Origin of the sequence: Streptococcus sp. 544, from assembly GCF_013277385.1 — a bacterium.
GTDB classification, from domain to species: domain Bacteria; phylum Bacillota; class Bacilli; order Lactobacillales; family Streptococcaceae; genus Streptococcus; species Streptococcus mitis_BA.
The window spans coordinates 34,964-61,189 of the sequence record NZ_VMMU01000011.1 but is presented as its reverse complement, the minus strand read 5'-3'; the positions used below and the strand labels follow the sequence as shown (position 1 = coordinate 61,189).

Below are 26,226 nucleotides of genomic sequence, written 5' to 3'. Positions count from 1 at the left end.
TAAAGTTAATTAGCCGATTTGAGCCGGAACGGGATGCTGTGTGAAAAAGATAAACTTCCTTGTATTCGTCGAATACTGCGTCAGTTTCCTATTTTCACCTTGTATCCTTACCGTTCCTAGCATCATGATATAGTTGAGCTCAAGCTAAAAGTCTGGAGAAAAAGATGAATCTCATTGGTTGCAATCGCAACCTGCTTCGATTCCCTATTTTCTCTGGGACTTTCTTAACGCTTTCGCATCCTATCTTACCAACGGAAGTGTGCGAATGCACGGTTAGCTTCAGCCATACGGTGAGTGTCTTCACGTTTCTTAACAGCTGCACCAGTGTTGTTAGCAGCATCCAAGATTTCTTTTGCAAGACGGTCTTGCATTGTGTGTTCACCACGAAGACGAGCGATTGTTACCAACCAACGAAGTCCAAGTGTTGTACGACGTTCTGGACGAACTTCAACTGGGACTTGGTAGTTAGAACCACCAACACGACGTGCACGTACTTCAAGTACAGGCATGATGTTTTCCATAGCTGTTTCAAATACTTCAAGTGCATCGTTTCCAGTAGCTTCTTTGATTTGCTCAAAGGCACCGTAAACGATTGAAGCAGCTGTACCACGTTTACCATCAAGCATAACGCGGTTGATAAGACGAGTAACTAGTTGTGAATTGTAAAGCGGATCTGGCAATACGTCACGTTTTGGAGCTCTATTTTTACGACTCATTTCTCTTTATCCCCTTTCCTTATGCTTTTGGACGTTTAGTACCGTATTTAGAACGGCCTTGTTTACGATCGTTAACACCTGCAGTATCAAGTGCACCACGGACGATATGGTAACGTACCCCTGGAAGGTCTTTTACACGTCCACCACGAAGAAGAACCACGCTGTGCTCTTGCAAGTTGTGTCCGATACCTGGGATGTAGGCAGTAACTTCGATAAGGTTGCTCAAACGTACACGAGCGAATTTACGAAGGGCTGAGTTAGGTTTTTTAGGTGTCATTGTTCCAACACGAGTTGCAACACCACGTTTTTGTGGTGAAGAAACGTTTGTTTGAACTTTTTTATGACTGTTGTAACCAACGTTCAAAGCTGGTGATTTAGATTTTTCTACTTTTGATTTACGCGGTTTGCGAACCAATTGGTTAATTGTAGGCATCTACATTCTCCTGTGTTTTTTTATTTTTGGTGATGATACACTTGGTGACAGCTATCATCTGTGTGTACTTTTGCAACATTTGTCAGCACGTCCCTGTACACTCTTGAGAGACCAAAAGTAAAAAGTACCGTCTATTATTGTAACAAAATTTTCCCTTGCTTGTCAAGATATTTTTCTTTTTTATTGTTAATTTCGTAACTTCTCAAAGTAACTTCCACTTGCCTGACCGAAGTGGAAATTAGTCTAAAACGGATTTTTATGGTGGAATTAAGTGTGAGACTTTCCGTTCCATCATTGAGAAGATGGGAAAAGACCCGTCAACGATTTCAAAAGAAATCAAGCGCAATCGTATCATGCATCCAACATCCGTCAAATCTGATTGCACGGATTGCCCACTTCTCAAAAAGCTCCTTATGTCTGTAACAACGCGTTTTTCTCATACTAAAAGCTAGGTTGTGGAAAACTGGAAGTTGGTTTTATATTGAATTGAAATAAGACATGAACAAATCTATTGGGAAAGTCAACTTAATTTCTAGAAATGTTTTAATAGCAACAACGTACTATTCTAGTTTCAATCTGCTATAGAAGTTACCCTTTTCATTCTCTCAAAAGTCAATCATAAAAGAGGAGAAATCGAAGTTCCTCCTCTTCACTGTTTACTATCGAATCAAGTAAATCAAATCGTTACTCATTCACAATTTTTTCATCAACTTTAGGGTTTAGAGTTGTTCCCCAATGTGTAATTGTACGCTGTTGTACTAGTGGTAAGTCTGTGCGGTTGTAAACTGTACGCCATGGTTCCCATACAAGACCCGTCTTTTCTTGAACCTTGATACGAAGATTACGGACATTTCCTTTAAATTGAATCTCTGTTTGGAAGCCTGAAGTTCTGTTTTTTCCGTTATCTTCCCATTGACGTGAACGGATTTCTGGATTTCCTTGTTCATCATATGTAATTTCATCCCAATAGATGTAGTAACGCGCAACATAAGCACCCTTATGATGAAGTTTCAAGAAGCCATTTTTGTAAGAAGTAACCTTCGTTTCGATATAGTCTGTACTATTTTGTAAAGTTGCTTGGGCATTATCTTTTAGGAAGGCAGTCTTATATGAGATTGGCACAGCTGGACTTTGAGCGCTAAAGTTAGCTCCTTCTCTGATGAGTTCCTTCAAGTTTTCGACTGTTCCTGTGACAACTTTGGCGGCACCGCTAGCATTACCTCCTACAATTACCGCTGTTACAGAAGTATTCTTCAATAGACGGCTCCATTCAGAATTTGGAGCAATTGTTGCGCCTTTGATAACCGCATTGATAGCTGCTTTTAATTCAGTAGACTTACTTGTTGACTCAAACTTAACATAGATTTGACGTCCGTAAGAAACATTTGATACATATACAGGTGGAGTTTGTGAATCAACACCTCTTTGTTTTAAATCTTCAGGTGTCACACTCTTGTCAAATACAGCCGCTGGATTGGTCGGTGCATCAAATGTCGCTGTATAGTAGATTTGTTTAAAGTTTACAACTTCAATTTGCTTTTCACCCTTTTGCACAGCCTCAAAGTCAATCTTGAGCGGTGCACCTGCTTTTTCAAAGTCTGCACCAAATTTTGCTTTCAATTGGTTCATGCTATAGGCTGTAGTCGATTCATACTGAACACGGGCAGGAACAGAATGGCTAGATGAATAGTTCTTTGTCCATTTTTCAACCAAGGTATTCATTGCTTCTTGCATGCCACTAGTTGTAGGATTTGCTTCGATTTTATTTTCAGAATGAATCATCCCAGGTAAATCGACGCTGACTGTCCCCTTTGCACGGGCAAGACTAATCAATTCTGGCTGATTTTCTAGCAGATTTTGGTTTGCCTTATACAAGCCACCTAGGAAGACATTTTGATTTCCATTGATGGAAACATCTGCTGTGCCTGTAGAGAGGGTTTTCTTGATTTTTTCTACAACGACAAACTCTCCATTTTGTTCCTTAGCACTTGTGTTGTAGCGATTTTCTAAGGTTTCTCCCTTGCGAGTTAAAATATCCAAAGGATTATAAGTTAAGCCAAAAAGGTAGTCTTTCAATGCTGATTTTTGATCTACTGCTGGTGCAGTTCTATCCTGTCCAACTTGAGTTGTTGCTGAACGGAATACTTCCACTTCTGCCAAGCTCAATGGGGTATTTTTAGTTTTCAACTCCACTTTTACATAACGAGCGCCTTTGGCGGTGAAGAAAACTTCAAGTTCTGCCTTCCCATTCAAACTATCAAAGTGTTGACGAGCAACTTCTTGTTTTGCTTCATTTAACAAAACAACATCAAAATTAGAAAGACGATTAGCTACATTCCCATCTCCACGATTGTAAAGTTTAACTTTTCCAACATTCTCTGTTTTTCCAAGATCAACTTGCCACCAAGCATTGTCTTCAAAGTTTGTGTGCGTTACAGAATGGTGCCCATAGTCACTATCAACATTACCATCCACTGCTCGTGTAGCAGCTCCTCCATAAGCAGTAGAGCTTTGACTAGCTTGTTTTCCACGAGCGATGTTTTCTGTCTCAACTGGACGATTCCCTTGCTCTGTAGCCAAAGCTACTCCCTGAGCGTTCAATAAAAAGGCCGCAACAACAGCACTACACACACCGAGTCCACACTTTTTGACAAAGCGATGCAAACGTTTTTCTTGATTCATTCCTTATTCCTCCGTTTTTAAATGAATACGTTTTCCTATTTGTCTATAGTCTATCAAATTTCAAGTAAAAGTCAAGCACAAACCAGCAAAAAAGTCAAGAAAATAAGAAGAAAACGTTTGCTGAATTTTTCTGATATTTTCTTTAGATTTCCAGTAAATACTATAGTTTGGAAACTAGATAAAACTTGAGAAGCGCTAGCTTTTTCTCTTCCTATTTACAGTTTCGCTAGATGAACTTTTTAAAGAAATATTAGAGATCAATTTCTGAATAAAAATAGCTGGGAACACATCATCTTCCTAATAATACGGCTTTGCTTATGTGACATTTTTATCTCCGTCATTTATACTGATATATAAAATAGTACAGAAAACTTCTCAAAAGTAAGAATTTCTTTGACAAACTAAAGAAAACGCTTGCATATTGTTTTACTACATGCTATACTGATATAGAAATTTATTGATTGGAGAATCATTATGAGAAAAACACCAGCTCAAACTGAGAAAAAAATGGTCTACAGCATCCGTTCCCTCAAAAATGGAACTGGTTCTGTCCTTATCGGAGCAAGTCTTGTCCTACTTGCCATGGCCACACCAACTATCTCAGCCGACGAAAGTACACCAACCACTAACGCAAGTAATAGTGAAACTACTACTGCCCTTACTCAATCTCTTACTGATGCAACAAACATCGCTGGCAAGAACGAAAGCGATTTTTCTTCACCTGACAATGCAAACGCTTCCCTAGAGAAAAAAGAAGAAAAACCTGCAACAGAGCCAACCACTCCTGTTGCAATCCCAGTCGATTCAGCACCACAAACCGGGCAAGATCGTTCAAGTGAACCAACTACTTCTACGAGTCCAGTAACGACTGAAACTAAGGCAGAAGAGCCAATCGAAGACAACTACTTCCGTATCCATGTCAAAAAACTTCCTGAAGAAAACAAGGATGCTCAAGGACTATGGACTTGGGACGATGTTGAAAAACCATCTGAAAACTGGCCAAACGGAGCCCTGTCTTTTAAGGATGCTAAAAAAGACGACTACGGCTACTACCTAGATGTTAAATTAAAGGGAGAACAAGCCAAGAAGATTAGCTTCCTCATCAATAATACAGCTGGAAAAAATCTAACCGGCGATAAATCGGTCGAAAAACTAGTTCCAAAAATGAACGAGGCTTGGTTGGACCAAGATTACAAGGTTTTCTCTTACGAGCCACAACCTGCAGGAACTGTTCGCGTCAACTATTACCGCACTGACGGCAACTATGACAAGAAATCTCTCTGGTACTGGGGAGATGTGAAAAATCCAAGTAGCGCTCAATGGCCTGACGGAACAGACTTTACGGCTACAGGCAAATATGGCCGCTATATCGACATTCCTCTTAAGGATGCCGCCAAAGAATTCGGCTTTTTATTACTAGATGAGAGTAAACAAGGAGACGACGTGAAGATCCGTAAAGAAGATTATAAGTTCACAGATTTGAAAAATCATAGCCAAATTTTCCTAAAAGACGATGATGAATCAATTTACACAAATCCATACTATGTCCATGATATCCGTATGACAGGAGCCCAACACGTAGGCACTTCTAGCATTGAAAGTAGTTTTTCAACACTAGTCGGTGCCAAAAAAGAGGATATCCTCAAGCACTCCAACATCACTAATCACCTAGGAAACAAGGTAACTATCACCGATGTTGCAATCGATGAAGCTGGTAAGAAAGTGACTTACAGCGGAGATTTCTCAGATACAAAACATCCATATACTGTTAGCTACAATTCCGACCACTTCACTACCAAAACAAGCTGGCGCCTTAAAGATGAGACTTACAGCTATGATGGCAAACTTGGAGCTGACTTAAAAGAAGAAGGAAAACAAGTTGATTTGACTCTTTGGTCACCAAGTGCTGATAAGGTTTCTGTTGTTGTCTACGACAAGAATGACCCTGAAAAAGTGGTTGGAACTGTCGCTCTTGAAAAAGGGGAAAGAGGAACTTGGAAACAAACTCTAGATAGCACAAACAAATTAGGAATCACGGATTTCACTGGATACTATTATCAATACCAAATTGAGCGTCAAGGTAAAACTGTTCTTGCACTCGATCCTTACGCTAAGTCCCTCGCTGCTTGGAACAGCGATCTTGCAAAAACAGACGCTTCCCATAAAGTGGCTAAAGCTGCCTTTGTAGATCCAGCTAAACTAGGACCTCAAGACTTGACTTATGGTAAGATTCACAACTTCAAGACTCGTGAAGATGCCGTTATCTACGAAGCTCATGTGCGTGACTTCACTTCAGATCCTGCCATTGCAAAAGACTTGACCAAACCATTTGGTACCTTTGAAGCCTTTATTGAAAAACTAGACTATCTCAAAGACTTGGGGGTAACCCACATCCAGCTCCTTCCAGTCTTGTCTTACTACTTTGTCAATGAATTGAAAAACCATGAACGCTTGTCTGACTATGCTTCAAGCAACAGCAACTACAACTGGGGATATGATCCTCAAAACTACTTCTCATTGACTGGTATGTATTCAAGCGATCCTAAAAATCCAGAAAAACGAATCGCAGAGTTTAAAAACCTCATCAACGAAATCCACAAACGTGGCATGGGAGCTATCCTGGACGTAGTGTATAACCATACAGCCAAAGTCGATCTCTTTGAAGACCTAGAGCCAAACTACTACCACTTTATGGATGCTGACGGAACACCTCGAACTAGCTTTGGTGGTGGACGTTTGGGGACAACTCACCATATGACCAAACGGCTCCTAGTTGATTCTATCAAATACCTAGTCGATACCTACAAAGTAGATGGATTCCGCTTCGATATGATGGGAGACCATGATGCGGCTTCTATCGAAGAAGCTTATAAGGCTGCACGCGCCCTCAATCCAAATCTCATCATGCTGGGTGAAGGTTGGAGAACCTATGCCGGTGATGAAAACATGCCTACTAAAGCAGCTGACCAAGATTGGATGAAACATACCGATACTGTCGCTGTCTTCTCAGATGACATCCGTAACAACCTCAAGTCTGGTTATCCAAATGAAGGTCAACCTGCCTTTATCACAGGTGGCAAGCGTGATGTCAACACTGTCTTCAAAAATCTCATTGCTCAGCCAACCAACTTTGAAGCAGACAATCCTGGAGATGTCATCCAATACATCGCAGCCCATGATAACTTGACCCTCTTTGACATCATTGCCCAGTCTATCAAAAAAGACCCAAGCAAGGCTGAGAACTATGCTGAAATCCACCGTCGTTTGCGACTTGGAAATCTCATGGTCTTGACAGCTCAAGGAACTCCATTTATCCACTCTGGTCAGGAATATGGTCGCACCAAACAATTCCGTGACCCAGCCTACAAGACTCCAGTAGCAGAGGACAAACAACCAAACAAATCTCACTTGTTGCGTGATAAGGACGGCAACCCATTTGACTATCCTTACTTCATCCATGATTCTTACGATTCTAGCGATGCAGTCAACAAGTTTGACTGGACTAAGGCTACAGATAGTAAAGCTTATCCTGAAAATGTCAAGAGCCGTAACTATATGAAAGGTTTGATTGCCCTTCGTCAATCTACAGATGCCTTCCGACTTAAGAGTCTCCAAGATATCAAAGACCGTGTCCACCTCATCACTGTCCCAGGTCAAAATGGTGTGGAAAAAGAGGATGTAGTGATTGGCTACCAAATTACTGCTCCAAACGGTGATATCTACGCAGTCTTTGTCAATGCGGATGAAAAAGCTCGCGAATTTAATTTGGGAACTGCCTTTGCCCATCTAAGAAATGCTGAAGTTTTGGCAGATGAAAACCAAGCAGGACCAGTAGGAATTGCCAACCCTCAAGGGCTTAAATGGACTGAAAAAGGTTTGAAATTGAATGCCCTTACAGCTACTGTTCTTCGAGTCTCTCAAGGTGGTGCCATCGTTGCCCCAGCTGTGGAAGAAAAACCAGACTCAAGCCCTTCCAAGCCTGAACATCAAAATGAAGCTTCTCACCCTGCACATCAAGATCCAGCTCCACAAACTAAACCTGATTCTACTAAACCATCTGCAACAGTAGCCGATGCAGAAAACAAACCTAGCCAAGCTACAACTGATTCACAAGCTTCACAACCACATAAAGACAATAATACTCAATCACTTCCAGCTACTTCTACACAAGCTATTGTAACTTCCTACACCCCAGCTTATACAAATAAGAAACCGGAAACTCCAAATCAGGCAACTAAAGCTAGTTGGAAACAAGAAAATGGTATCTGGTATCTCCATAAAGCAGATGGTTCTCTAGCTACTGGTTGGGTGAAAGATGGAGATACTTGGTATTATCTAAAAGATGATGGCTCTATGGTAACTGGTTGGGTAAAAGATGGCAATGTTTGGTACTTCCTAAATAGTAACGGTTCTATGTCAACCGGTTGGGTTAAGGATGGAGATACTTGGTACTATCTTGAGCCATCAGGAGCTATGAAAGAAAATCAATGGTTTGAAGTTTCTGGCAAATGGTACTATGTTGATTCATCAGGTAAACTTGCAGTTAATACAAGAGTTGAAGGCTATTTGGTCAATGAAAACGGTGAATGGGTTAGCTAAAACTGCTACTGTATAACCTTTGCTTAGCTAGATATAACTAGATATAACTAAGCACAACGATAACAAACTTCTGTTTGCAGGAATTAGTCTCCTCGCCCTTCTAGGTCTCGCTTTACTAAAAAACAAAAAAGAGAACTAAAACTCAATGAAAATCAAAGAGCAAGCTAGCCTCAGGCTGCTCAAAGCACTGCTTTGAGGATGCAGATGGAAGCTGACGTGGTTTGAAGAGATTTTGGAAGAGTATAAACTAGCCCTCCTATAGAAAAATCCCCCTAGACTTAACGCTTGGGGGATTGATTTTTGTACAATATTTGTTGTCCTAATAAACTTGATTAGGATTTTTTATTAAGCCTCTGTCATGGTAAAATAAGCCCGTACTTTTGGAGCCACTTGCGTTCCGAAAAGTTCAATAGCTCTCAGAACCTGATCATGAGGCATGGAACCAAGCGGTAGATGGAGCATAAAGCGGTCCAAACCTAGATCTTCAATCATGCGAATCAATTTTTCGGCTACCTGATCTGGATTGCCCACAAACATAGCACCATTTGGCCCAACTTGCTCCAAATATTGCTCATAACGCAATTCCTGCCAGTGCGGACGGTCTTTGGAAATAGCATCCACTACTTGCTTAGTCGGATGGAAATAATCTTTTACAGCCTGCTCGCCATCTTCAGCAATCCAACCCCAAGAATGGGCTCCAACCTTTAGTTCATGACTGGCATGACCCACTTCGCTCCCAATCTCACGATAAGCCTGAATCAACTTTTTAAAATAACGCGGATTGCCACCAATAATGGCATAGACAATCGGCAAGCCTGCCTGAGCAATCTTCACTGTTGATTCGACATGACCACCTGTCGCTATCCATAAGGGTAATCGATCCTGAACTGGACGAGGATAAACTTCTTTGCCAGAGATTGTTTGGGTCAATCGACCTTGCCAGTCTAACTTGGTCTTTTCATTGACTAACTGAAGCAAATCTAATTTCTCATCAAAAAGGGATTCGTAGTCTTTCAAATCATAGCCAAACAAGGGAAAAGATTCCGTGAAAGAACCCCTTCCGGCCATAATCTCCGCTCGTCCATTTGATAAAGCATCGATAGTGGCATACTGTTGGAACAAGCGAATCGGATCCATGCTCGAGAGAATGCTGACTGCACTGGTCAAACGGATTTTCTTGGTATTAACTGCCCCAGCGGCCAGAACAATCTCTGGGGCTGATACCGCAAAGTCTTCCCGATGATGCTCACCAATCCCATACACGTCCAAACCAACTTTGTCAGCCAATTCAATCTCTGCCACCAACTGACGAATGCGTTCAGCATGACTGTAAGTCTGTCCAGTCCCTTCAAGCTCCGTTGTTTCCCCAAATGTTGAAATTCCCAATTCTACCATTTTGATACTCCCTGTCTATTTCTGTCCTTCAATTTGAAAAATTATTCTAACACGAATCTTGAGTACAAGCAACCTATTTGCTCACAAGAAAAAGCCTAGATAACTAGACTTTTTTAGCTTATTCTACCGTTACTGACTTAGCAAGGTTACGTGGTTTGTCCACATCGAGACCACGGTGGAGTGTTGCAAAGTAAGCGACCAATTGTGTTGGTACGACCATTGAAATTGGTGAGAGGTAAGGGTGTACAGTCGTAAGGACGATATCGTCTGTCTCTTTAGCAACATTTTCTTCTGCGATAGTGAGGACTTTTGCACCACGGGCTGCCACCTCTTGGATATTTCCACGAGTGTGGTTGGCAAGGACTGGATCTGACAAGAGAGTCAAAACAGGTGTTCCTTCTTCAATCAAGGCAATAGTTCCGTGCTTAAGTTCTCCTGCCGCAAAGCCTTCACACTGGATGTAAGAAATCTCTTTAAGTTTGAGACTTGCTTCCATGGCTACGTAGTAATCTTGACCACGTCCGATGTAAAAGGCGTTACGAGTTGTTTCAAGTAGCTCACGAACCTTGACTTCAATGGTTTCTTTCTCTGAAAGAGTTGATTCGATAGACTGAGCTACGATTGACAACTCATGAACTAAATCAAAGGCTTGCGCTTTGGCATTGCCATTTGCTTCTCCGACTGCTTTTGCAAGGAAGGCAAGGGCTGCAATTTGCGCTGTATAGGCCTTGGTTGATGCCACGGCAATTTCAGGACCTGCATGAAGGAGCATGGTATGGTTGGCTTCACGAGAAAGAGTTGAACCTGGGACATTTGTCACTGTCAAGCTTGGGATTCCCATTTCATTAGCCTTGACCAAAACCTGACGGCTATCTGCTGTTTCACCAGACTGGCTGATAAAGATGAAGAGTGGTTTCTTGCTGAGAAGTGGCATACCGTAACCCCACTCAGATGAAATTCCAAGTTCAACTGGTGTAGCTGTCAATTCTTCCAGCATCTTCTTAGAAGCAAATCCTGCGTGGTAAGATGTCCCAGCTGCAAGGATGTAAATACGGTCTGCGTCTTGAACAGCCTGGATGATAGCTTGGTCTACGACTACTTGACCAACCTCATCTGTGTAGGCTTGGATCAACTTACGCATCACTGTTGGTTGCTCGTCAATTTCCTTGAGCATGTAGTAAGGGTAAGTTCCCTTACCGATATCTGACAAGTCAAGTTCCGCAGTATAGCTAGCACGTTCACGACTGTTACCATCATAGTCTTGAACTTCCACGCTATCAGCCTTGACGATTACCAACTCTTGGTCATGAATTTCCATGTATTGGTTGGTTTCACGAATCATAGCCATAGCATCTGAGCAGACCATATTGTAGCCTTCACCAAGACCAATCAAAAGTGGTGATTTGTTCTTAGCCACATAGATGACATCTGGATTTTGTGAGTCAACCAAGGCAAAGGCATAAGAACCACGGATGATGTGAAGGGCTTTTTTGAAGGCTTCAAGAACTGACAAGCCATCTTCTTCCGCAAATTTTCCAATCAAGTGAACGGCGATTTCAGTATCTGTTTGCCCCTTGAAGTGGTGTCCTGCAAGGTATTCCTCCTTGATTTCAAGATAGTTCTCAATGACCCCATTGTGAACCAAGACAAAACGTTCTGTCTCAGAGCGGTGTGGGTGAGCATTGTCTTCCGTTGGTTTCCCGTGAGTCGCCCAACGAGTATGTCCGATACCAGTTGTACCCTCAACACCAGCTGTCTTAGCAGATAATTCTGCGATACGACCGACAGCCTTGACTAGGTGATTTTCAGCACCACCTAGGACAAAAATTCCCGCAGAATCATAGCCACGGTATTCGAGCTTTTCAAGCCCTTGAATCAAAATATCAGTTGCATTTGTGTTTCCAACAACACCAACAATTCCACACATAGTATATACGACACAGGCAAGCTGTGCTTTCTCCTTAAATTGGTATAGTCTAATTCCTCTTTTATAGAATCAGCAAAAACAGTATATACTTGTTTCTTTCACTTGTCAAGAGTTAAAATTGGTATAGTTAAAATTCATCTCCTGTAAGCAAAAAACTCTGACCAATTAGGATAATCAGTCAGAGTCCTTTTTAAAATCCATTATTATCGCTTAATTCCTTGAACCAGTGCCCTGATTTCTTCAGACGACGTTCTTGCGTTTCCAAGTCTAATTCGACCAAACCATAGCGATTTTTATAGCTGTTAAGCCATGACCAACAATCGATAAAGGTCCAAATTAAGTAGCCCTTACAATTGGCTCCATCTTCAATGGCACGGTGCAGTTCACGAAGATGACCTTTTACAAAGTCAATACGGTAATCATCTTGAATCATTCCATTCTCACGGAATTTTTCTTCCCCTTCAACACCCATACCATTCTCTGTCAACATCCACTCAATATTGCCATAATTTTCCTTGATATTTTGGGCAATGTCATAAATCCCTTGCTCATAAATCTCCCAGCCACGATGAGGATTGATTTTACGTCCAGGCATCACATAAGGCTCGTAAAAATGTTCGGGTAAGAGTGGACTCTCTGGATGCTTAGCAAATTGAGGCGCCATAACACGCAAAGGTTGATAGTAGTTGACACCAAGGAAGTCCACCGTATTGTCACGAATGAGTTCCAACTCCTCCTCTGTAGTATCAGGCAAGAGACCGTATTCATGCAAGATTTCTACCAACTCCTGTGGATAAGTTCCCAAAACAGACGGATCTAAGAAAGATTGGGCCTGAAAAAGGTCCGCAATCCTAGCAGCCTTGACATCAGCAGGATGCTGGCTACGTGGATAAGCCGGTGTCAAATTTAAGACAATCCCAATCTTGGAATCTGGCAAAAGTTCATGACAGGCCTTGACCGCTAGACTGCTAGCTAATTGTGTGTGATAAGCTACTTTAACCGCCGCTTCTGCATCCACCTTATGTGGATAATGGGCATCGTAAAAATAGCCAAATTCTACTGGAACGATGGGCTCGTTAAAGGTAATCCATTGATCCACTAAATCTCCATAAGTCTCAAAACAAAAACGAGCATAGTCTTCATAGGCTGAGACAGTTGCCTTATTTTCCCAACCATCACCAGCTTCTTGAAGGGCAAAAGGCAAATCAAAATGATAAAGATTGACTAAAAGACGAATCCCTTTAGCCTTAATACCTTCAAAAACCTTACGGTAAAAATCTACACCCTGAGAATTGACTTTTCCACGCCCTTGTGGAAAAATCCGTGACCACTGAATAGAAGTCCGAAAGGCCGTGTGACCAGTTTCTAACAGTAGCTCAATATCCTGTTCCCAGTTTTCATAAAAGGTTGATGTTTTATCTGGACCAATCCCATTATAGTAACGATTTGGCTCCACTTGGAACCAGTAATCCCAGAGATTATCTCCCTTACCGTCACCAGCTACACGTCCTTCTGTTTGTGGCCCAGAAGTAGAGGATCCCCAGACAAAATCCTTTGGAAATCTTAGCATACATTTACCTCTTTATCTACTCATTTTTCCCATTATACAGAAAAAACAAGGCAAAAACTAGTTACATTTTTTCCTTGTTTTTCTTCTGATTATAGTTTTTATTTCTTGCTGAGGATTTCAAGCGTTTCAAGCACGTTATCTGCATGAACTTCGATGGTATCACCAGTCGCTTTAATCTTGACTTCTACGATGCCATCGGCCGCTTTCTTCCCAACAGTAATACGGATTGGCAATCCAATCAAGTCGCTATCGCTGAACTTAACACCGACACGTTCGTTACGGTCATCTGTCAAGACTTCGTAACCAGCTCCCATCAAGCTTGCTTCAAGCTTTTCTGTCAAGGCTTGCGCTTCATCATCCTTGACATTGACAGTGATCAAGTGTACATCAAATGGTGCCAATTCTTTAGGGAAGTTGATTCCCCAAGCGTAACGGTATTCACCTTTTGGCGTTTTGTTAACAAAGAGGCGAGCGTGTTGCTCCATCACTGCTGAAAGGAGACGACTGACACCGATACCGTAACATCCCATGATAATTGGCACAGCACGGCCATTTTCATCCAAAACATCTGCTCCCATACTTGCTGAATAGCGAGTGCCGAGTTTGAAGATGTGACCAATTTCGATACCACGCGCAAAGTTAAGGACACCTTGTCCGTCTGGAGAAATTTCACCCTCACGAACTTCACGGATATCCACATATTCTGCAGTAAAATCACGACCTGGATTCACACCAGTCAAGTGGTAGCCATCTTCGTTAGCACCGACAACTGCATTGCGAACATCTTGCACCTTACGATCTGCAATAATTTTAACATTCTCTGGCAAACCAACTGGTCCAAGTGAACCGAATCCTGCTTGAACAAGATTCGCCACTTCTTCTTCGCTAGCAACGTCAAAGAAATCTGCTCCCAAGTAGTTTTTCAACTTGACTTCGTTGAGTTGGTCATTTCCAACTAGAAGGGCTGCAACAAGCTCACCATCTGCCATGTAGAAGAGGGTTTTGATTGTTTGTTCCTCTGGAACGTTAAGGAAGGCTGCAACTTCATCGATTGACTTAACATCTGGTGTTGCAACCCGAGTCACTTCTTCTTCAGCGACAACACGGTTGCTTGGTTTGTACTCGTTTGTTGCCATTTCCAAGTTGGCCGCATAGCTAGATTCACTTGAGTAAGCAATGGTATCTTCACCAGAGACCATCCATTTGAGCAATTCTGCCTTGATTTCTTCTTGCACTTCTGCAGGAATCTCATCAAATGAGGCAACTGACTTGTCCAAGACAACCCAGCGGTCAAGGTCTGTACGGGCAGGTGTAATGGCCATAAATTCTTGACTGTCCTTACCACCCATGGCTCCACCGTCACCGATGATAGCCTTGAAGTCTAAACCACTACGAGTGAAAATACGCTCATAAGCAGCCTTATACTCATCATAAACACTGTCCAAGCTATCATAGTTAGCGTGGAAACTATAAGCATCCTTCATGATAAACTCACGTGTACGAAGAAGTCCATTACGCGGACGTTTTTCATCACGATACTTAGGCTGGATTTGGTAAAGGTTGAGTGGCAATTGCTTGTAAGACTTAACAGAATCACGGACAATAGCTGTAAAGGTTTCTTCGTGAGTTGGACCTAGGATAAAGTCTGATTTTTCACGGTTTTTTAGTTTGTAAAGGTCTTCACCATAAGTTTCGTAACGACCTGATTCGCGCCACAATTCTGCACTGAGGAGGGCAGGAGCCAACATCTCAACAGCACCAATCTTGTCGAATTCTTGGCGCATGATGTTTTTGGCTTTTTCAATCACACGGTTGGCAAGTGGTAGGTAAGAATAAACACCTGCTGAGACTTGACGAACATAACCAGCTCGCAACATAAGAGCATGGCTAATAACTTGAGCATCGCTTGGCATTTCGCGAAGCGTTGGGATAGGCATTTTACTTTGTTTCATAATATTCCTCGATTATCTAAAAAAGAGTCGCATAATGTCATTCCAGGTCACAGCAATCATCAAGACAACCATGATGACCACTCCGGCCAAGGTGACATAAGTTTCAATTTCTTGTTTTAATGGTTTGCGGCGGATAGCTTCTAGGATATTGAGCACAATCTTACCACCATCCAGGGCTGGAATCGGAATAAGATTAAAAATCCCAATATTGATGGAAATCATTGCCAAGAAGTACAAGACATTTTCAATTCCATTTTTAGCGGCATCACTACTTGCCTTAAAGATAGCAACAGGTCCACCCAGCTTGTTCAAATCCGGTTGGAAAATCAGATTTTTCAGAGCTGATAGAATTCGTAGGGCCGAGTCAGCAGCAGTTGTAAAACCACCTACAAACATAGATACAAAATCTGACTTAATCCCCGGTTGAACACCTAGAAGGTAAAGGCCTTGACTTTCTTCGGGTGTAACAGTGACTTGTTTGTCACTACCCTTTTCAGAAATAGTCACATCCAAGGTCGGGGCTGTCTTACCTTTGGTTTCTGTTTCCACAGCCTGAATCAAACTTTCCCAGTTGCTAATCTCATGTGAGCCAATCTTGGTAATCTGTGCCGTTTCTGATACTCCCACCTTAGCCAAGGCCCCTTGGGGCATGACATGGAACTGGTTGGTATCGACATCTCTGACTCCACCCTGCATGAAGATTAAAATCCAGAAAACAACGACACCTAAGATAAAGTTGTTCATAGGACCTGCAAAGTTGGTAATCAGTTTCCCCCAGATAGTCGCATTTTGATATTGAACATCCAAGGGAGCAATCCGAACCTCAGTACCATCTGCTTCCACAACCGTTGCATCGTGATCTACTGCAAATGTTTTTTCTTCTTCCAGAACCAAGCCCTTGATAAAGAGCTTATCTTCAAAATCAAACTGGGTCACCTGCATAGGGAGGGCTGTTTGATCTAATTTTTTACCTGAAAGATTGATGCGTTTAACCTTACCATCATCAGTAAGCGTCAAACTGACAGGAGTTCCTGTCTTGATTTCAGTGGTATCATCACCCCAACCGGCCATACGAACATAGCCACCTAGAGGTAAGATCCGAATGGTATAGGCCGTTCCATCCTTGCCAATATGAGCAAAGATTTTTGGCCCCATACCAATGGCAAATTCACGGACTAGAATCCCTGATTTCTTGGCAAAGTAGAAGTGCCCAAACTCATGCACCACCACAATAATCCCGAAAACCAGAATAAAGGTTAAAATTCCGAGCATAGTATTTCCTCCGTCTTTTGATTAAAAGAGTCCAAACAAGTGCATGATTGGAAATACAAGCAACATACTATCGAAACGATCCAAAACACCACCATGTCCAGGAATAAATTTCCCAGAATCCTTAACACCAAAGTGACGCTTGATCGAACTTTCTAGTAAATCACCAAATTGTCCAGCAATGCTAAAGAAAATAGCAAAGACTGACATCTTGTAAATTCCATACGGAAGAGCAACTGTACTGTCAAACATCATAAAGATGATGGTTACTAAAATAGCACCTAAAATACCACCCAAGGCACCCTCAAGGGTTTTATTAGGCGATACCCTTGGTGCTAACTTTCGTTTCCCATAGTTCATCCCAACAAGATAGGCACCACTGTCTGTCGCCCAGACGATACACAAGGCCAAAAGCGCCTTATCTAAACCTGCAATTCTAGCATCTAATAGAGCATTAAAACCAAAGCCCACATAGAAGCTCATAGCAAGAGGGAAAACCGCATCCTCAATCGTATAAGACTTGCTAAACACAGTCGTTCCTAACATGATTGAAATCAAAACACTATAGGCAACCACATTCCCATCAACTGGCAAAAAAGTCAGGTAATTCTCCAAGGGAATGGTCAAGGCAAAGGTTGCAAAGAGGGTTAAGAGGCCCTCCATCGTCATGGTCTCTAGACCTCTCATCTTCAAAAGTTCATGCATGGCTAGCATGGCTATGATTCCAATTGCTATCTGAAGCAAGAGACCACCAATCATTAAAATTGGTAGGAAAATAGCCAGGGCAATCCCTGCAAACAAGGTTCTTTTCTGTAAATCCTGTGTCATATTTCCTCCTAAACTCCTCCAAATCGGCGATGACGACGATTGTAGGCAAGAATGGCTTCCTGCAAGGCTGCCTCGTCAAAATCAGGCCACAAGGTGTCCGTAAAATAAAGCTCACTATAGGCTCCCTGCCATGGAAGGAAATTGCTCAAACGCAATTCTCCACTAGTACGGATAATCAAGTCCGGATCTCGCAAGTCCTTAGGTAAATGCTGGGTAAAAAGATAATTACCAATCAATTCCTCTGTGATGTCACCTGGGTTGATTTTGGCATCTAACACATCCTGGGAAATCAACTTAAGAGCCTGTGTAATCTCAGCACGTCCACCATAGTTGAGGGCAAAATTAAGAATCAATCCTGTGTTGTTCTTAGTCAATTCCTCAGCCTTAGTCAGAGCTTCAAAGGTTTGCTTAGGCAGGCGGTCTGTCTCCCCAATCATTTGAATCTTAACATTATTCGCATGCAGTTCCGGGACATAATTATCATAAAACTCTACTGGCAAGTTCATGATAAACTTGACTTCCTGATCTGGACGGGTCCAATTTTCCGTAGAAAAAGCATAAACTGTAATAACCTTGACACCCAGTTTGTTGGCTGCCTTGGTCACAGTTTGCAACGCTTCCATGCCCGCCTTGTGCCCAAAAACCCGCGGCTGCATACGTTTTTTAGCCCAACGGCCATTCCCATCCATGATGATGCCGATATGAGCAGGAACCTGTGTCGGAACCTCTACTTCCACAGCCTTATCTTTCTTAAAAAATCCAAACATGATCTTATTCCTATTCAAAAATCTATCGTTTCATTATACCATATTTCCCCATTTTCTTCTATCACTAAGCTATTTATACTCTTCGAAAATNNTGTTTTGAGCAACCTGCGGTTAGCTTCCTAGTTTACACTTTGATTTTCATTGAGTATTATTCTCAGGCACCAAGCCCTTTTTTCAAAAAAATAAGCCGCCTGATTGGGCGACTTTATTTTTTATAGGGAGATTATTATGAAAAAGTTTTAGGAGTTTAAGTTAAGGTCTTCTTAACTTATGGACTTAGTATACACTCCCTAGCTTAAAGTTTCCTTAAGAAGTTTTAAAAATCAAATTTTTCCATTTCTCCTGCCAATTTTTCTTGGATAGACGTGTTTGATAAAGTTCCATTCGGTCTTCATTTTCTAAGAAATAAGGAGTTGGACGAACTTGAAAATTCACAATATCCTCCAAACCATAAGGTGCATAGAGTTCAAAATCTGATTCTTCATTCAAGCGTAGTCCAACAGCCGTACATCGTTCTGGATACTTACTCATAGCATCACGAGAACTGGTATAGGGAGAAGTGTGAGGACTGTGCTGGTGCATATAGACTTGATTTTTCAATTCCCACTGGTACTGAGGGAAGTCCTCTCTCAGCTTTTTCTCTAGGGACAAGGTTTCCTCATAAGAAATATCTGGATCAAAGAAAATAACATCTACATCTGTTTCACAGTCAAAAGGGGATTTGTCTGACAAGAGATTCCAGATAAAATTTCTGACAGAACCCGCTGCCAACCACGAGTCTTTCAGACCAAGGTTTCGTATGATAGTCAGAATAGCCATCATATCTGGATTTTTTCTAAAAGCATTTAGGATTTCTTGCTCATTTTTCATTGTATTCATAACCTAAGTGATCATATGCCTTAGCAGTCGCCACCCGTCCAGACCGCGTCCGCATGATAAAGCCTTTTTGAATCAAGTAGGGCTCATACATGTCTTCAACTGTCTCACGCTCTTCTGCTATGTTAACAGAAAGAGTTCCTAATCCGACAGGGCCACCACCGTACATCTCAATCATGGTCCGAAGGATTTTTTGATCCACATAGTCCAGACCTTCATGGTCAACATCCAGCATAGTCAAAGCCTTATCGGTAGTAAGATCATCGATAACCCCATTTCCCATTATCTGGGCAAAATCGCGCACGCGCTTGAGGAGACGATTGGCAATACGAGGGGTCCCACGACTACGTAGGGCCAACTCAGATGCTGCCTCATGAGTGATTTCCATCTCAAAAATATCTGCCGTCCGCTCAACAATTTCCGTCAAGTCAGCATGAGCATAATACTCCATATGACCTGTAATCCCAAAACGTGCCCGTAGTGGATTTGAGAGCATACCAGCCCGAGTCGTCGCACCAATCAAGGTAAAAGGTGGCAACTCCAAATGAACACTGCGACTACCCTCACCAGCCCCAATCATAATATCTATGTAGAAGTCCTCCATAGCACTATAAAGCACCTCTTCCACCGACATGGGCAAGCGATGAATCTCATCAATAAAAAGGACATCCCCAGGCTCTAAGTCATTCAAAATCGCTACCAGATCACCGGCTTTTTCAATGACTGGACCCGAAGTCTGCTTGAGATTTACTCCCAATTCATTGGCAATAACAAAAGCCATGGTCGTTTTCCCCAGACCTGGAGGTCCAAATAAGAGGACATGATCCAGCGCTTCATCTCTCATTTTGGCAGCTTCGATAAAGATTTGGAGCTGGTCCTTGACCTTATCCTGTCCAATATATTCACGTAAGTACTGAGGACGGAGCGTGCGTTCTACTAACTCCTCGTCCCCTATTATCTCATTGTCTAAAATTCTATTCATGGCTCTATTATATCAAAAATCCAAGCCACAAACAAAAAAGCCACCTAATTGGGCGACTCCCGACTTTAGCACTTATGTGGTCTAATATTCTACGGCACTGCTACACCGCCTACGAAAGGAGGTGAGATAGCCCATGATGGAATTAGTACTCAAAACTATCATCGGACCAATTGTGGTCGGTGTCGTTCTTCGATTAGTCGATAAATGGCTAAACAAGGACAAATAGTGTCAAAAAGACCCCAAGCTTATTTGGTCGTGAGCTTGGGGTCTTTTCTAGCCTATGATATAGACACAATACTTAATTCCATTTTATTATCCCATAGTTCACAAAATTTGTCAAAACTTTACATCCTCAGCTTCTCAAGCTTTAACCGCTTTACAACAAGACTTTCAAGTTTAAGAGAAAATTAGGGATTCTATCAATTTCATAGAAATTTTGATTTAGTAAACGAAGAGACAATCTTATATGTCACTCCTCATTTAATAGGCCACTCCTTGACAACCAAGAGCATTATTACAGCAGTTCCAGTCCTTCAATTAACAGCAACTTACAATCAAGTAGAGGACGAACTCGCTGAAGCGACAACAGACCTATTTCTTAGTCATATTCACTAAAAAATCCCCGCCAATTCCCCGACCAAAATCCGAAAAATATCGAAAAATGATTTTTAGAATAGTCCCCAAAAGCCTGAAATAGAGCCAAAAAACTTCACTTGATTAGGCGACTCCCGACTTTAGCACTTATGTGATATAATATTTACGGCACTGCTACACCGCCTACGAAAGGAGATGAGATAGCCCATGATGGAATTAGTACTCAAAACTATCATCGGACCAATTGTGGTCGGTGTCGTTCTTCGTATAGTCGATAAATGGCTAAACAAGGACAAATAGTGTCAAAAAAGACCTCAAGCTTATTTGGTCGTGAGCTTGGGGTCTTTTCTAGCCTATGATATAGAACTAGTACTCAATTCCTTTTTATTATCCCACAGTTCACAAAATTTGTCAAAGGTTTATATTCTCATCTACTCAGCTTGTCCAACTTTAGAATCTGTCCAATAAATTTTTCAAGATTAAGCGAAAGTTATCGGAAAACTATTTTTAGAATGGTCCCCAAAAGCCTGAAATAGAGCCAAAAAACTCCACCCGATTGGGTGACTCCTGAGTTTAGCACTTATGTGGTCTAATATTCTACGGCACTTCTACACCGCCTACGAAAGGAGGTGAGATAGCCCATGATGGAACTAATCCTTAAAACTATCATCGGACCAATTGTGGTCGGCGTTGTTCTTCGCTTAGTCGATAAATGGCTAAACAAAGATAGATAGTGTCAAAAAAGACCCCAAGCTTAATGTGGAAGTTAGCTTGGGGTCTTTTCTAGTCCATGATATAGAACTAATCCTTAATTCCTCTCCATTATCCCACAGTTCACAAAATTTGTCAAAACTTTACATCCTCATCTTCTCAAGCTTTAACCACTTTACAACAAGACTTTCAAGTTTAAAAGAAAATTAGGGATTCTATCAATTTCATAGAAATTTTGATTTAGTAAACGAAGAGACAATCTTATATGTCACTCCTCATTTAATACGCCACTACTAGACAAGCAAAATCATTATTACAGTAGTTCCAGTCCTTCAATTAACAGTCACTTACAATCAAATTGAGTTTGAAGTAGCTGAAGTAACAGCAAGCCTATTTCTTAGTCATATTCGCTAAAAAATCCCCGCCAAAATCTCAAAAAGTCCCCGCCAATTCCCCGACCAAAATCCGAAAAATACCGAAAAATATCGAAAAATGATTTTTAGAATAGTCCCCAAAAGCCTGAAATAGAGCCAAAAAACTCCACCTGATTGGGTGGAGTTAAGGGAGATTATTATGAAAAAGAAAAGTTTAGGATTTTATTAAATAAAGTTAGGAGGTCTTTATTTAATATCTATATGATACAAGACAAAGCTTAAAACTAGCTTAACTTTTCTCAAATTTTACTATTTTGTAAAAAAATTCTATCACCATCACCTACCCACGCAAAAAGCCACCTGATTGGGTGACTTCATTAGGAGATTATGATGAAAAAAGTTTTAGGATTTCATTAAATAAAGTTAGGAGGTCTTTATTTAATAACTATATAATACTAGACCATCCTTAAACTTTACTTAAGAACAAACAAGTTTTATTATTTTTCTCTGTTTATCCAAGTCATTCCTATACAATCATAGGTAGATAAGTCTTCAAAACCCAAAGAACGATAAAATCCCACGTTTTTTCTGTCTGTTCTGTCACCAGCTGGACTTGATAAGCATCTTTGTAATCCTCTAAAGCCTCTTTCATCAAGGAGCTACCAATCCCTTGGCGCTGATAGCTAGGCAAAACAATCAAATCCTGTACAAAAACTGATGAAAAACCATCTCCAACCAAACGAATCAAGCCCACTACAGCATCACCATCAAGTGCCAGATAAATTACTAATGAATGAGACAAGGCCTTCTCCAGCATCTGAGGTTGATGGGTATAATTTGTCCAACCGACTGCCTGATAGAGATGCAAAATATCCTCTAGCTTGACAATTTCTTGCTTTCTAATAGTTATCATGTCATCACCTCTTAGAATTCTCTCAAGCTCTTGTACTGCCGCCCATTTTTATCAAAATTTTCAGGAGCCAACCATGTTTCCAAACGAGCTTTGACTTTTGGCCAGTCCTTATCAATCATAGACAACCAATCCGTATCCCTCGTACGCCCTTTATAAACCACTGCCTGACGGAAAGTTCCTTCATAAATAAAGCCCAAACGCTCCGCAGCTCGTCTGGATGGCAGGTTAAGAGCATCGCATTTCCACTCATAACGACGATAGTTAAGCTCCTCAAAGACATAGCGAGCCAAGAGATACTGGGCTTCTGTCCCTATCCTTGTCCCCCTGAGTTTTGGAGAAAAAGTGACAGCTCCCACTTCTATTACTCTGTTATTCTGGTCAATGCGCATGAGAGAAAAAGTTCCCAAAGCCTTACCAGTTGCCTTGTCTATGATTGCATAGTAAAAACGGTCCTTACGAGCCAACATCTGATTTAAAAGGCTGACCAACTCCTCCATATCTGCTACTGGTTCCTGAAAGAGGTAGGTCCACATCTCCCGAGGAGTATCCGGACCATAAACAGCTAATAAATCCTCCGCATGCTTTTCCACTGAAAGAGCTTCTATTCGAGCATATCGCCCTTCTAAGAAATCAATAGAAGGCAATTCACCTGGAGTATAACCTCCCATTGACTCCCCAATCATTTGACCATATTCATTTACTGACATAGTATTCTCCTTGTTTCACTTTTCAAACTTTATAGTTGCCCATAGTATATCATACTTTCATAAGAAGATTCAAAAAATCCTCCAGATTCTACTCTGAAGGACTTTTAAATTTATTTCGTTACGATATTAACCAGTTTATTCGGCACCGCAATTACTTTCACGATTTCCTTACCGTCAATTTCTGCCTTGACTTTTTCATCCGCTAGAGCGATTTCTTGCAATTCTTCGCGTGATAGGTCTTTAGCGACCATGAGTTTGGCACGAACTTTTCCTTTAATTTGGACAACAATTTCGATTTCGTCTTCAACTAATTTACTTTCATCCCACGTTGGCCAAGTCACGTAAGAGATTGACTCACCTGTTGCTGCAACAGTTTGCCAGAGCTCTTCTGCCAAGTGAGGTGCAAACGGTGCAATCAATTGGATAAAGCCTTTAGCGTAGTCCACATAGAGCTTGTCTTCCTTGTTGGCAGCGTTGACAAAGACCATCAGTTGGGCAATGGCTGTGTTGAATTTGAGGGACTCAATTTGTTCAGTGACAGCTTTGACCGTTTCGTTGTAGACCTTATCAAGAGCGCCATTGTTTTCCGTAGCGATTTCTTTACTTGTAATCAAACGGTAAACACGGTCAAGGAACTTACGGCTTCCTTCCAGACCTTCTTCTGACCAAGCAATCGAAGCATCAAGTGGTCCCATAAACATTTCATAGACACGAAGGGTGTCGGCACCGTATTGTTCCACCACATCGTCTGGGTTAACTACGTTCTTGAGGGACTTAGACATCTTGGCTGGCGCTTGCTCCAACTCTTCCCCTGTTTCCACATGGAAGAAAGAACCGTCACGTTTTTCAACCTTATCAGTTGCCACAAGAGCCCCACGGTGGTCACGGTAGCTTGTTCCCAAAATCATTCCTTGGTTAAAGAGTTTTTGGAATGGTTCCTTAGTCGGAACAACACCGAGGTCATAGAGGAATTTATGCCAGAAACGAGCGTAAAGCAAGTGAAGAACGGCATGCTCTGCACCACCCACATAGATATCTACTGGCAACCATTGTTTGAGAAGGTCCTCATCAGCCAATTTCTCAGTATTGTGTGGATCAATATAGCGGAGGTAGTACCAGCTTGAACCTGCCCATTGCGGCATGGTGTTGGTTTCGCGACGACCTTTGACGCCATCTTCACGAGTCACTTCAAGCCAATCTGTCAAGTTAGCTAGTGGACTTTCACCAGTACCTGAAGGGCGGATGTCCTTGGTTACAGGCAAGACAAGCGGCAATTCACTTTCAGGGACAGCTGTTGAAGTTCCATCTTCCCAATGAATGATAGGAATTGGCTCACCCCAGTAACGTTGACGGCTAAAGAGCCAGTCGCGGAGACGGTAGGTAACCTTCTCTTGTCCACAGCCTTTTTCTTCCAACCAAGCCACAATCTTAGCAATAGCGTCTTCTTTGTTGAGTCCATCTAGGAAGTCTGAATTGACATGAAGGCCATCTTCTGTGTAGGCAGCTTCTTCAACGTTTCCACCTTCAAGTACTTCGACAATTGGAAGGTCAAATTGTTTGGCAAATTCCCAGTCACGTTGGTCGTGGGCTGGAACAGCCATGACAGCACCTGTTCCATAGCTAGCAAGAACGTAATCCGCAATCCAGATTGGAATTTCCTTACCATTGACAGGGTTGACGGCATAAGCACCAGTCCAAACCCCTGTTTTTTCTTTGGCAAGGTCTGTACGAGCCAAGTCAGACTTGAGGCTGGCTTGGTGTTTGTAGTCTGCTACTGCTTCTGCTTGCTCTGTGCTTGTGATGGCATCTACTAGTTCATGCTCAGGAGCCAAAACGGTGAAAGTCGCACCGAAAAGAGTATCAGGACGAGTGGTAAAAACAGTAAATTCCTTATCAGTTCCCTTAACCTTGAAGGTTACATTAGCACCAGTAGATTTACCAATCCAGTTACGTTGCATGTCCTTGATAGACTCTGGCCAATCAAGTTCATCTAAGTCATTAAGCAAACGCTCCGCATAGGCCGTGATTTTGAGCATCCATTGGCGCATTGGTTTGCGAACAACTGGATATCCTCCACGCTCAGAAGTTCCGTCAGGAAGTACTTCTTCATTGGCAATGGCAGTTCCCAATTCCTCAACCCAGTTTACTGGCACTTCCGCTTCATAGGCCAAGCCTTTTTCGTAAAGCTTAGTGAAAATCCATTGAGTCCACTTGTAGTAGTTTGGATCTGTTGTATTGACTTCACGATCCCAGTCATAAGAAAATCCAAGCGCATTGATTTGGCGTTTAAAGTTGGCAATATTTTCAGCCGTAAATTCTGCTGGGTCATTACCTGTATCCATAGCGTATTGCTCTGCAGGCAAACCAAAAGCATCCCAACCCATTGGGTGAAGGACATTGTAGCCTTGCGCACGTTTGTAACGGCTGAGGATATCCGTTGCGGTATAACCTTCTGGGTGTCCTACGTGCAGACCCGCTCCAGATGGATAAGGGAACATATCAAGAGCATAAAACTTCGGTTTTGATGCATCTGTTCCTGTCTTAAATGTATGATGTTCTGCCCAGTAGCCCTGCCACTTAGGCTCAATTTCTTTATGATTGTAAAAACTCATGGTCTCTCTCCAATTTTGTGATGTTACTATTATACCATTTTTGAGGGAATTTGAAATGTGTTAAAAGAAAAAACTGTATACTGTATTTCATTAATTTTGATGGCTCTGAATTGCTCTATCACCCACTTTTTTATCTTATTGTTATGCGGGAAATCAAAGAGCAAAACAAGAAGCTTATCTCTTATAACACAAAATACTAATTTTAGACCGAAGATACGACTGGAATGCTAATTAATGTATTTATAGTAAATAGCCGACAACCTGTGTCGCTTTTTAATTTATGAAGAACGTAGAATTCAATACGAGAATCAATAAAAGA

18 protein-coding genes and 2 pseudogenes are annotated in these 26,226 nt (G+C 41.7%); 5 read left to right on the top strand and 15 right to left on the bottom strand.

Features of this window, described 5'->3' with window-relative positions:
• Nucleotides 1-245: 245 nt before the first annotated feature.
• Nucleotides 246-716: a 30S ribosomal protein S7 gene (rpsG, locus tag HT728_RS06445; RefSeq protein WP_000087873.1), complete on the bottom strand. Its 471-nt coding sequence runs from the start codon at nt 714-716 to the stop codon at nt 246-248.
• A gap of 19 nt (nt 717-735) precedes the next feature.
• Nucleotides 736-1,149, bottom strand: coding sequence for a 30S ribosomal protein S12 (rpsL, locus tag HT728_RS06440; protein WP_001142332.1), 414 nt, complete (start codon nt 1,147-1,149; stop codon nt 736-738).
• 266 nt (nt 1,150-1,415) lie between these two features.
• Here rpsL and HT728_RS06435 point away from each other — a divergent pair.
• Nucleotides 1,416-1,576: pseudogene (locus HT728_RS06435) on the top strand (helix-turn-helix domain-containing protein); the annotation flags it as partial.
• Nucleotides 1,577-1,833: 257 nt separating this feature from the next.
• On the opposite strand, the gene HT728_RS06430 reads toward HT728_RS06435, so the two are convergent.
• Nucleotides 1,834-3,831, bottom strand: coding sequence for a thiol-activated cytolysin family protein (locus tag HT728_RS06430; RefSeq protein WP_173234402.1), 1,998 nt, complete (start codon nt 3,829-3,831; stop codon nt 1,834-1,836).
• A 474-nt stretch (nt 3,832-4,305) separates the two neighbouring features.
• On the opposite strand from HT728_RS06430, the gene HT728_RS06425 reads away from it, so the two are divergent.
• On the top strand, nt 4,306-8,430 hold the full coding sequence (locus HT728_RS06425) for a pullulanase (RefSeq protein ID WP_240148984.1): 4,125 nt from the start codon (nt 4,306-4,308) through the stop codon (nt 8,428-8,430).
• A 345-nt stretch (nt 8,431-8,775) separates the two neighbouring features.
• Here HT728_RS06425 and HT728_RS06410 read toward each other — a convergent pair whose 3' ends face one another.
• From HT728_RS06410 to ruvB, 9 genes are all read right to left on the bottom strand, one after another.
• Nucleotides 8,776-9,825, bottom strand: coding sequence for an LLM class flavin-dependent oxidoreductase (locus tag HT728_RS06410; protein WP_173234400.1), 1,050 nt, complete (start codon nt 9,823-9,825; stop codon nt 8,776-8,778).
• A 118-nt stretch (nt 9,826-9,943) separates the two neighbouring features.
• Complete coding sequence (glmS, locus tag HT728_RS06405) at nt 9,944-11,752, bottom strand: glutamine--fructose-6-phosphate transaminase (isomerizing) (protein ID WP_173234397.1); 1,809 nt, start codon at nt 11,750-11,752, stop codon at nt 9,944-9,946.
• Between the two features lie 190 nt (nt 11,753-11,942).
• Nucleotides 11,943-13,322, bottom strand: coding sequence for a 6-phospho-beta-glucosidase (gene bglA, locus HT728_RS06400; protein ID WP_173234395.1), 1,380 nt, complete (start codon nt 13,320-13,322; stop codon nt 11,943-11,945).
• Between the two features lie 98 nt (nt 13,323-13,420).
• The gene (locus HT728_RS06395; protein ID WP_173234393.1) at nt 13,421-15,274 is read right to left on the bottom strand and encodes a proline--tRNA ligase; all 1,854 of its coding nucleotides are present in this window, start codon (nt 15,272-15,274) and stop codon (nt 13,421-13,423) included.
• A 12-nt stretch (nt 15,275-15,286) separates the two neighbouring features.
• Entirely contained in the window at nt 15,287-16,546 is a 1,260-nt protein-coding gene (gene rseP / locus HT728_RS06390) for an RIP metalloprotease RseP (RefSeq protein ID WP_173234391.1), read from the bottom strand.
• A gap of 21 nt (nt 16,547-16,567) precedes the next feature.
• Nucleotides 16,568-17,371: a phosphatidate cytidylyltransferase gene (locus HT728_RS06385; RefSeq protein WP_173234389.1), complete on the bottom strand. Its 804-nt coding sequence runs from the start codon at nt 17,369-17,371 to the stop codon at nt 16,568-16,570.
• Between the two features lie 8 nt (nt 17,372-17,379).
• The gene (locus HT728_RS06380; protein WP_000466719.1) at nt 17,380-18,138 is read right to left on the bottom strand and encodes an isoprenyl transferase; all 759 of its coding nucleotides are present in this window, start codon (nt 18,136-18,138) and stop codon (nt 17,380-17,382) included.
• Between the two features lie 306 nt (nt 18,139-18,444).
• A complete protein-coding gene (locus tag HT728_RS06375; protein ID WP_173234387.1) occupies nt 18,445-19,017 on the bottom strand; it encodes a nucleotidyltransferase family protein in 573 nt (190 codons plus the stop codon).
• The gene (gene ruvB, locus HT728_RS06370; protein ID WP_188111569.1) at nt 18,998-19,996 is read right to left on the bottom strand and encodes a Holliday junction branch migration DNA helicase RuvB; all 999 of its coding nucleotides are present in this window, start codon (nt 19,994-19,996) and stop codon (nt 18,998-19,000) included. The genes HT728_RS06375 and ruvB overlap by 20 nt, the downstream gene beginning before the upstream one ends.
• A gap of 133 nt (nt 19,997-20,129) precedes the next feature.
• Between ruvB and HT728_RS06365 the strand changes: the two genes are divergently transcribed.
• The 3 genes from HT728_RS06365 to HT728_RS06355 all read left to right on the top strand — a co-directional run bounded on the left by HT728_RS06365 (nt 20,130) and on the right by HT728_RS06355 (nt 21,324).
• Nucleotides 20,130-20,222, top strand: a complete 93-nt coding sequence (locus HT728_RS06365) for a type I toxin-antitoxin system Fst family toxin (protein WP_000970382.1) — start codon at nt 20,130-20,132, stop codon at nt 20,220-20,222.
• Nucleotides 20,223-20,797: 575 nt separating this feature from the next.
• Nucleotides 20,798-20,890: a type I toxin-antitoxin system Fst family toxin gene (locus tag HT728_RS06360; protein ID WP_000970381.1), complete on the top strand. Its 93-nt coding sequence runs from the start codon at nt 20,798-20,800 to the stop codon at nt 20,888-20,890.
• Between the two features lie 341 nt (nt 20,891-21,231).
• Nucleotides 21,232-21,324, top strand: a complete 93-nt coding sequence (locus HT728_RS06355) for a type I toxin-antitoxin system Fst family toxin (protein ID WP_000970296.1) — start codon at nt 21,232-21,234, stop codon at nt 21,322-21,324.
• Between the two features lie 848 nt (nt 21,325-22,172).
• Here HT728_RS06355 and HT728_RS06350 read toward each other — a convergent pair.
• The 3 genes and pseudogenes from HT728_RS06350 to leuS all read right to left on the bottom strand — a co-directional run bounded on the left by HT728_RS06350 (nt 22,173) and on the right by leuS (nt 25,907).
• Nucleotides 22,173-22,588: pseudogene (locus tag HT728_RS06350) on the bottom strand (GNAT family N-acetyltransferase).
• An 11-nt stretch (nt 22,589-22,599) separates the two neighbouring features.
• Nucleotides 22,600-23,295, bottom strand: a complete 696-nt coding sequence (locus HT728_RS06345) for a GNAT family protein (RefSeq protein WP_173234383.1) — start codon at nt 23,293-23,295, stop codon at nt 22,600-22,602.
• Between the two features lie 110 nt (nt 23,296-23,405).
• The gene (gene leuS / locus HT728_RS06340; protein ID WP_173234381.1) at nt 23,406-25,907 is read right to left on the bottom strand and encodes a leucine--tRNA ligase; all 2,502 of its coding nucleotides are present in this window, start codon (nt 25,905-25,907) and stop codon (nt 23,406-23,408) included.
• Nucleotides 25,908-26,226 lie beyond the last annotated feature (319 nt).

Bases quoted from the DNA above. Each gene is read 5' to 3' on its own strand.
- rpsG (WP_000087873.1), bottom strand. From the start codon at position 716: ATGAGTCGTAAAAATAGAGCTCCAAAACGTGACGTATTGCCAGATCCG.
- rpsL (WP_001142332.1), bottom strand. From the start codon at position 1,149: ATGCCTACAATTAACCAATTGGTTCGCAAACCGCGTAAATCAAAAGTA.
- HT728_RS06430 (WP_173234402.1), bottom strand. From the start codon at position 3,831: ATGAATCAAGAAAAACGTTTGCATCGCTTTGTCAAAAAGTGTGGACTC.
- HT728_RS06425 (WP_240148984.1), top strand. From the start codon at position 4,306: ATGAGAAAAACACCAGCTCAAACTGAGAAAAAAATGGTCTACAGCATC.
- HT728_RS06410 (WP_173234400.1), bottom strand. From the start codon at position 9,825: ATGGTAGAATTGGGAATTTCAACATTTGGGGAAACAACGGAGCTTGAA.
- glmS (WP_173234397.1), bottom strand. From the start codon at position 11,752: ATGTGTGGAATTGTTGGTGTTGTTGGAAACACAAATGCAACTGATATT.
- bglA (WP_173234395.1), bottom strand. From the start codon at position 13,322: ATGCTAAGATTTCCAAAGGATTTTGTCTGGGGATCCTCTACTTCTGGG.
- HT728_RS06395 (WP_173234393.1), bottom strand. From the start codon at position 15,274: ATGAAACAAAGTAAAATGCCTATCCCAACGCTTCGCGAAATGCCAAGC.
- rseP (WP_173234391.1), bottom strand. From the start codon at position 16,546: ATGCTCGGAATTTTAACCTTTATTCTGGTTTTCGGGATTATTGTGGTG.
- HT728_RS06385 (WP_173234389.1), bottom strand. From the start codon at position 17,371: ATGACACAGGATTTACAGAAAAGAACCTTGTTTGCAGGGATTGCCCTG.
- HT728_RS06380 (WP_000466719.1), bottom strand. From the start codon at position 18,138: ATGTTTGGATTTTTTAAGAAAGATAAGGCTGTGGAAGTAGAGGTTCCG.
- HT728_RS06375 (WP_173234387.1), bottom strand. From the start codon at position 19,017: ATGAATACAATGAAAAATGAGCAAGAAATCCTAAATGCTTTTAGAAAA.
- ruvB (WP_188111569.1), bottom strand. From the start codon at position 19,996: ATGAATAGAATTTTAGACAATGAGATAATAGGGGACGAGGAGTTAGTA.
- HT728_RS06365 (WP_000970382.1), top strand. From the start codon at position 20,130: ATGATGGAATTAGTACTCAAAACTATCATCGGACCAATTGTGGTCGGT.
- HT728_RS06360 (WP_000970381.1), top strand. From the start codon at position 20,798: ATGATGGAATTAGTACTCAAAACTATCATCGGACCAATTGTGGTCGGT.
- HT728_RS06355 (WP_000970296.1), top strand. From the start codon at position 21,232: ATGATGGAACTAATCCTTAAAACTATCATCGGACCAATTGTGGTCGGC.
- HT728_RS06345 (WP_173234383.1), bottom strand. From the start codon at position 23,295: ATGTCAGTAAATGAATATGGTCAAATGATTGGGGAGTCAATGGGAGGT.
- leuS (WP_173234381.1), bottom strand. From the start codon at position 25,907: ATGAGTTTTTACAATCATAAAGAAATTGAGCCTAAGTGGCAGGGCTAC.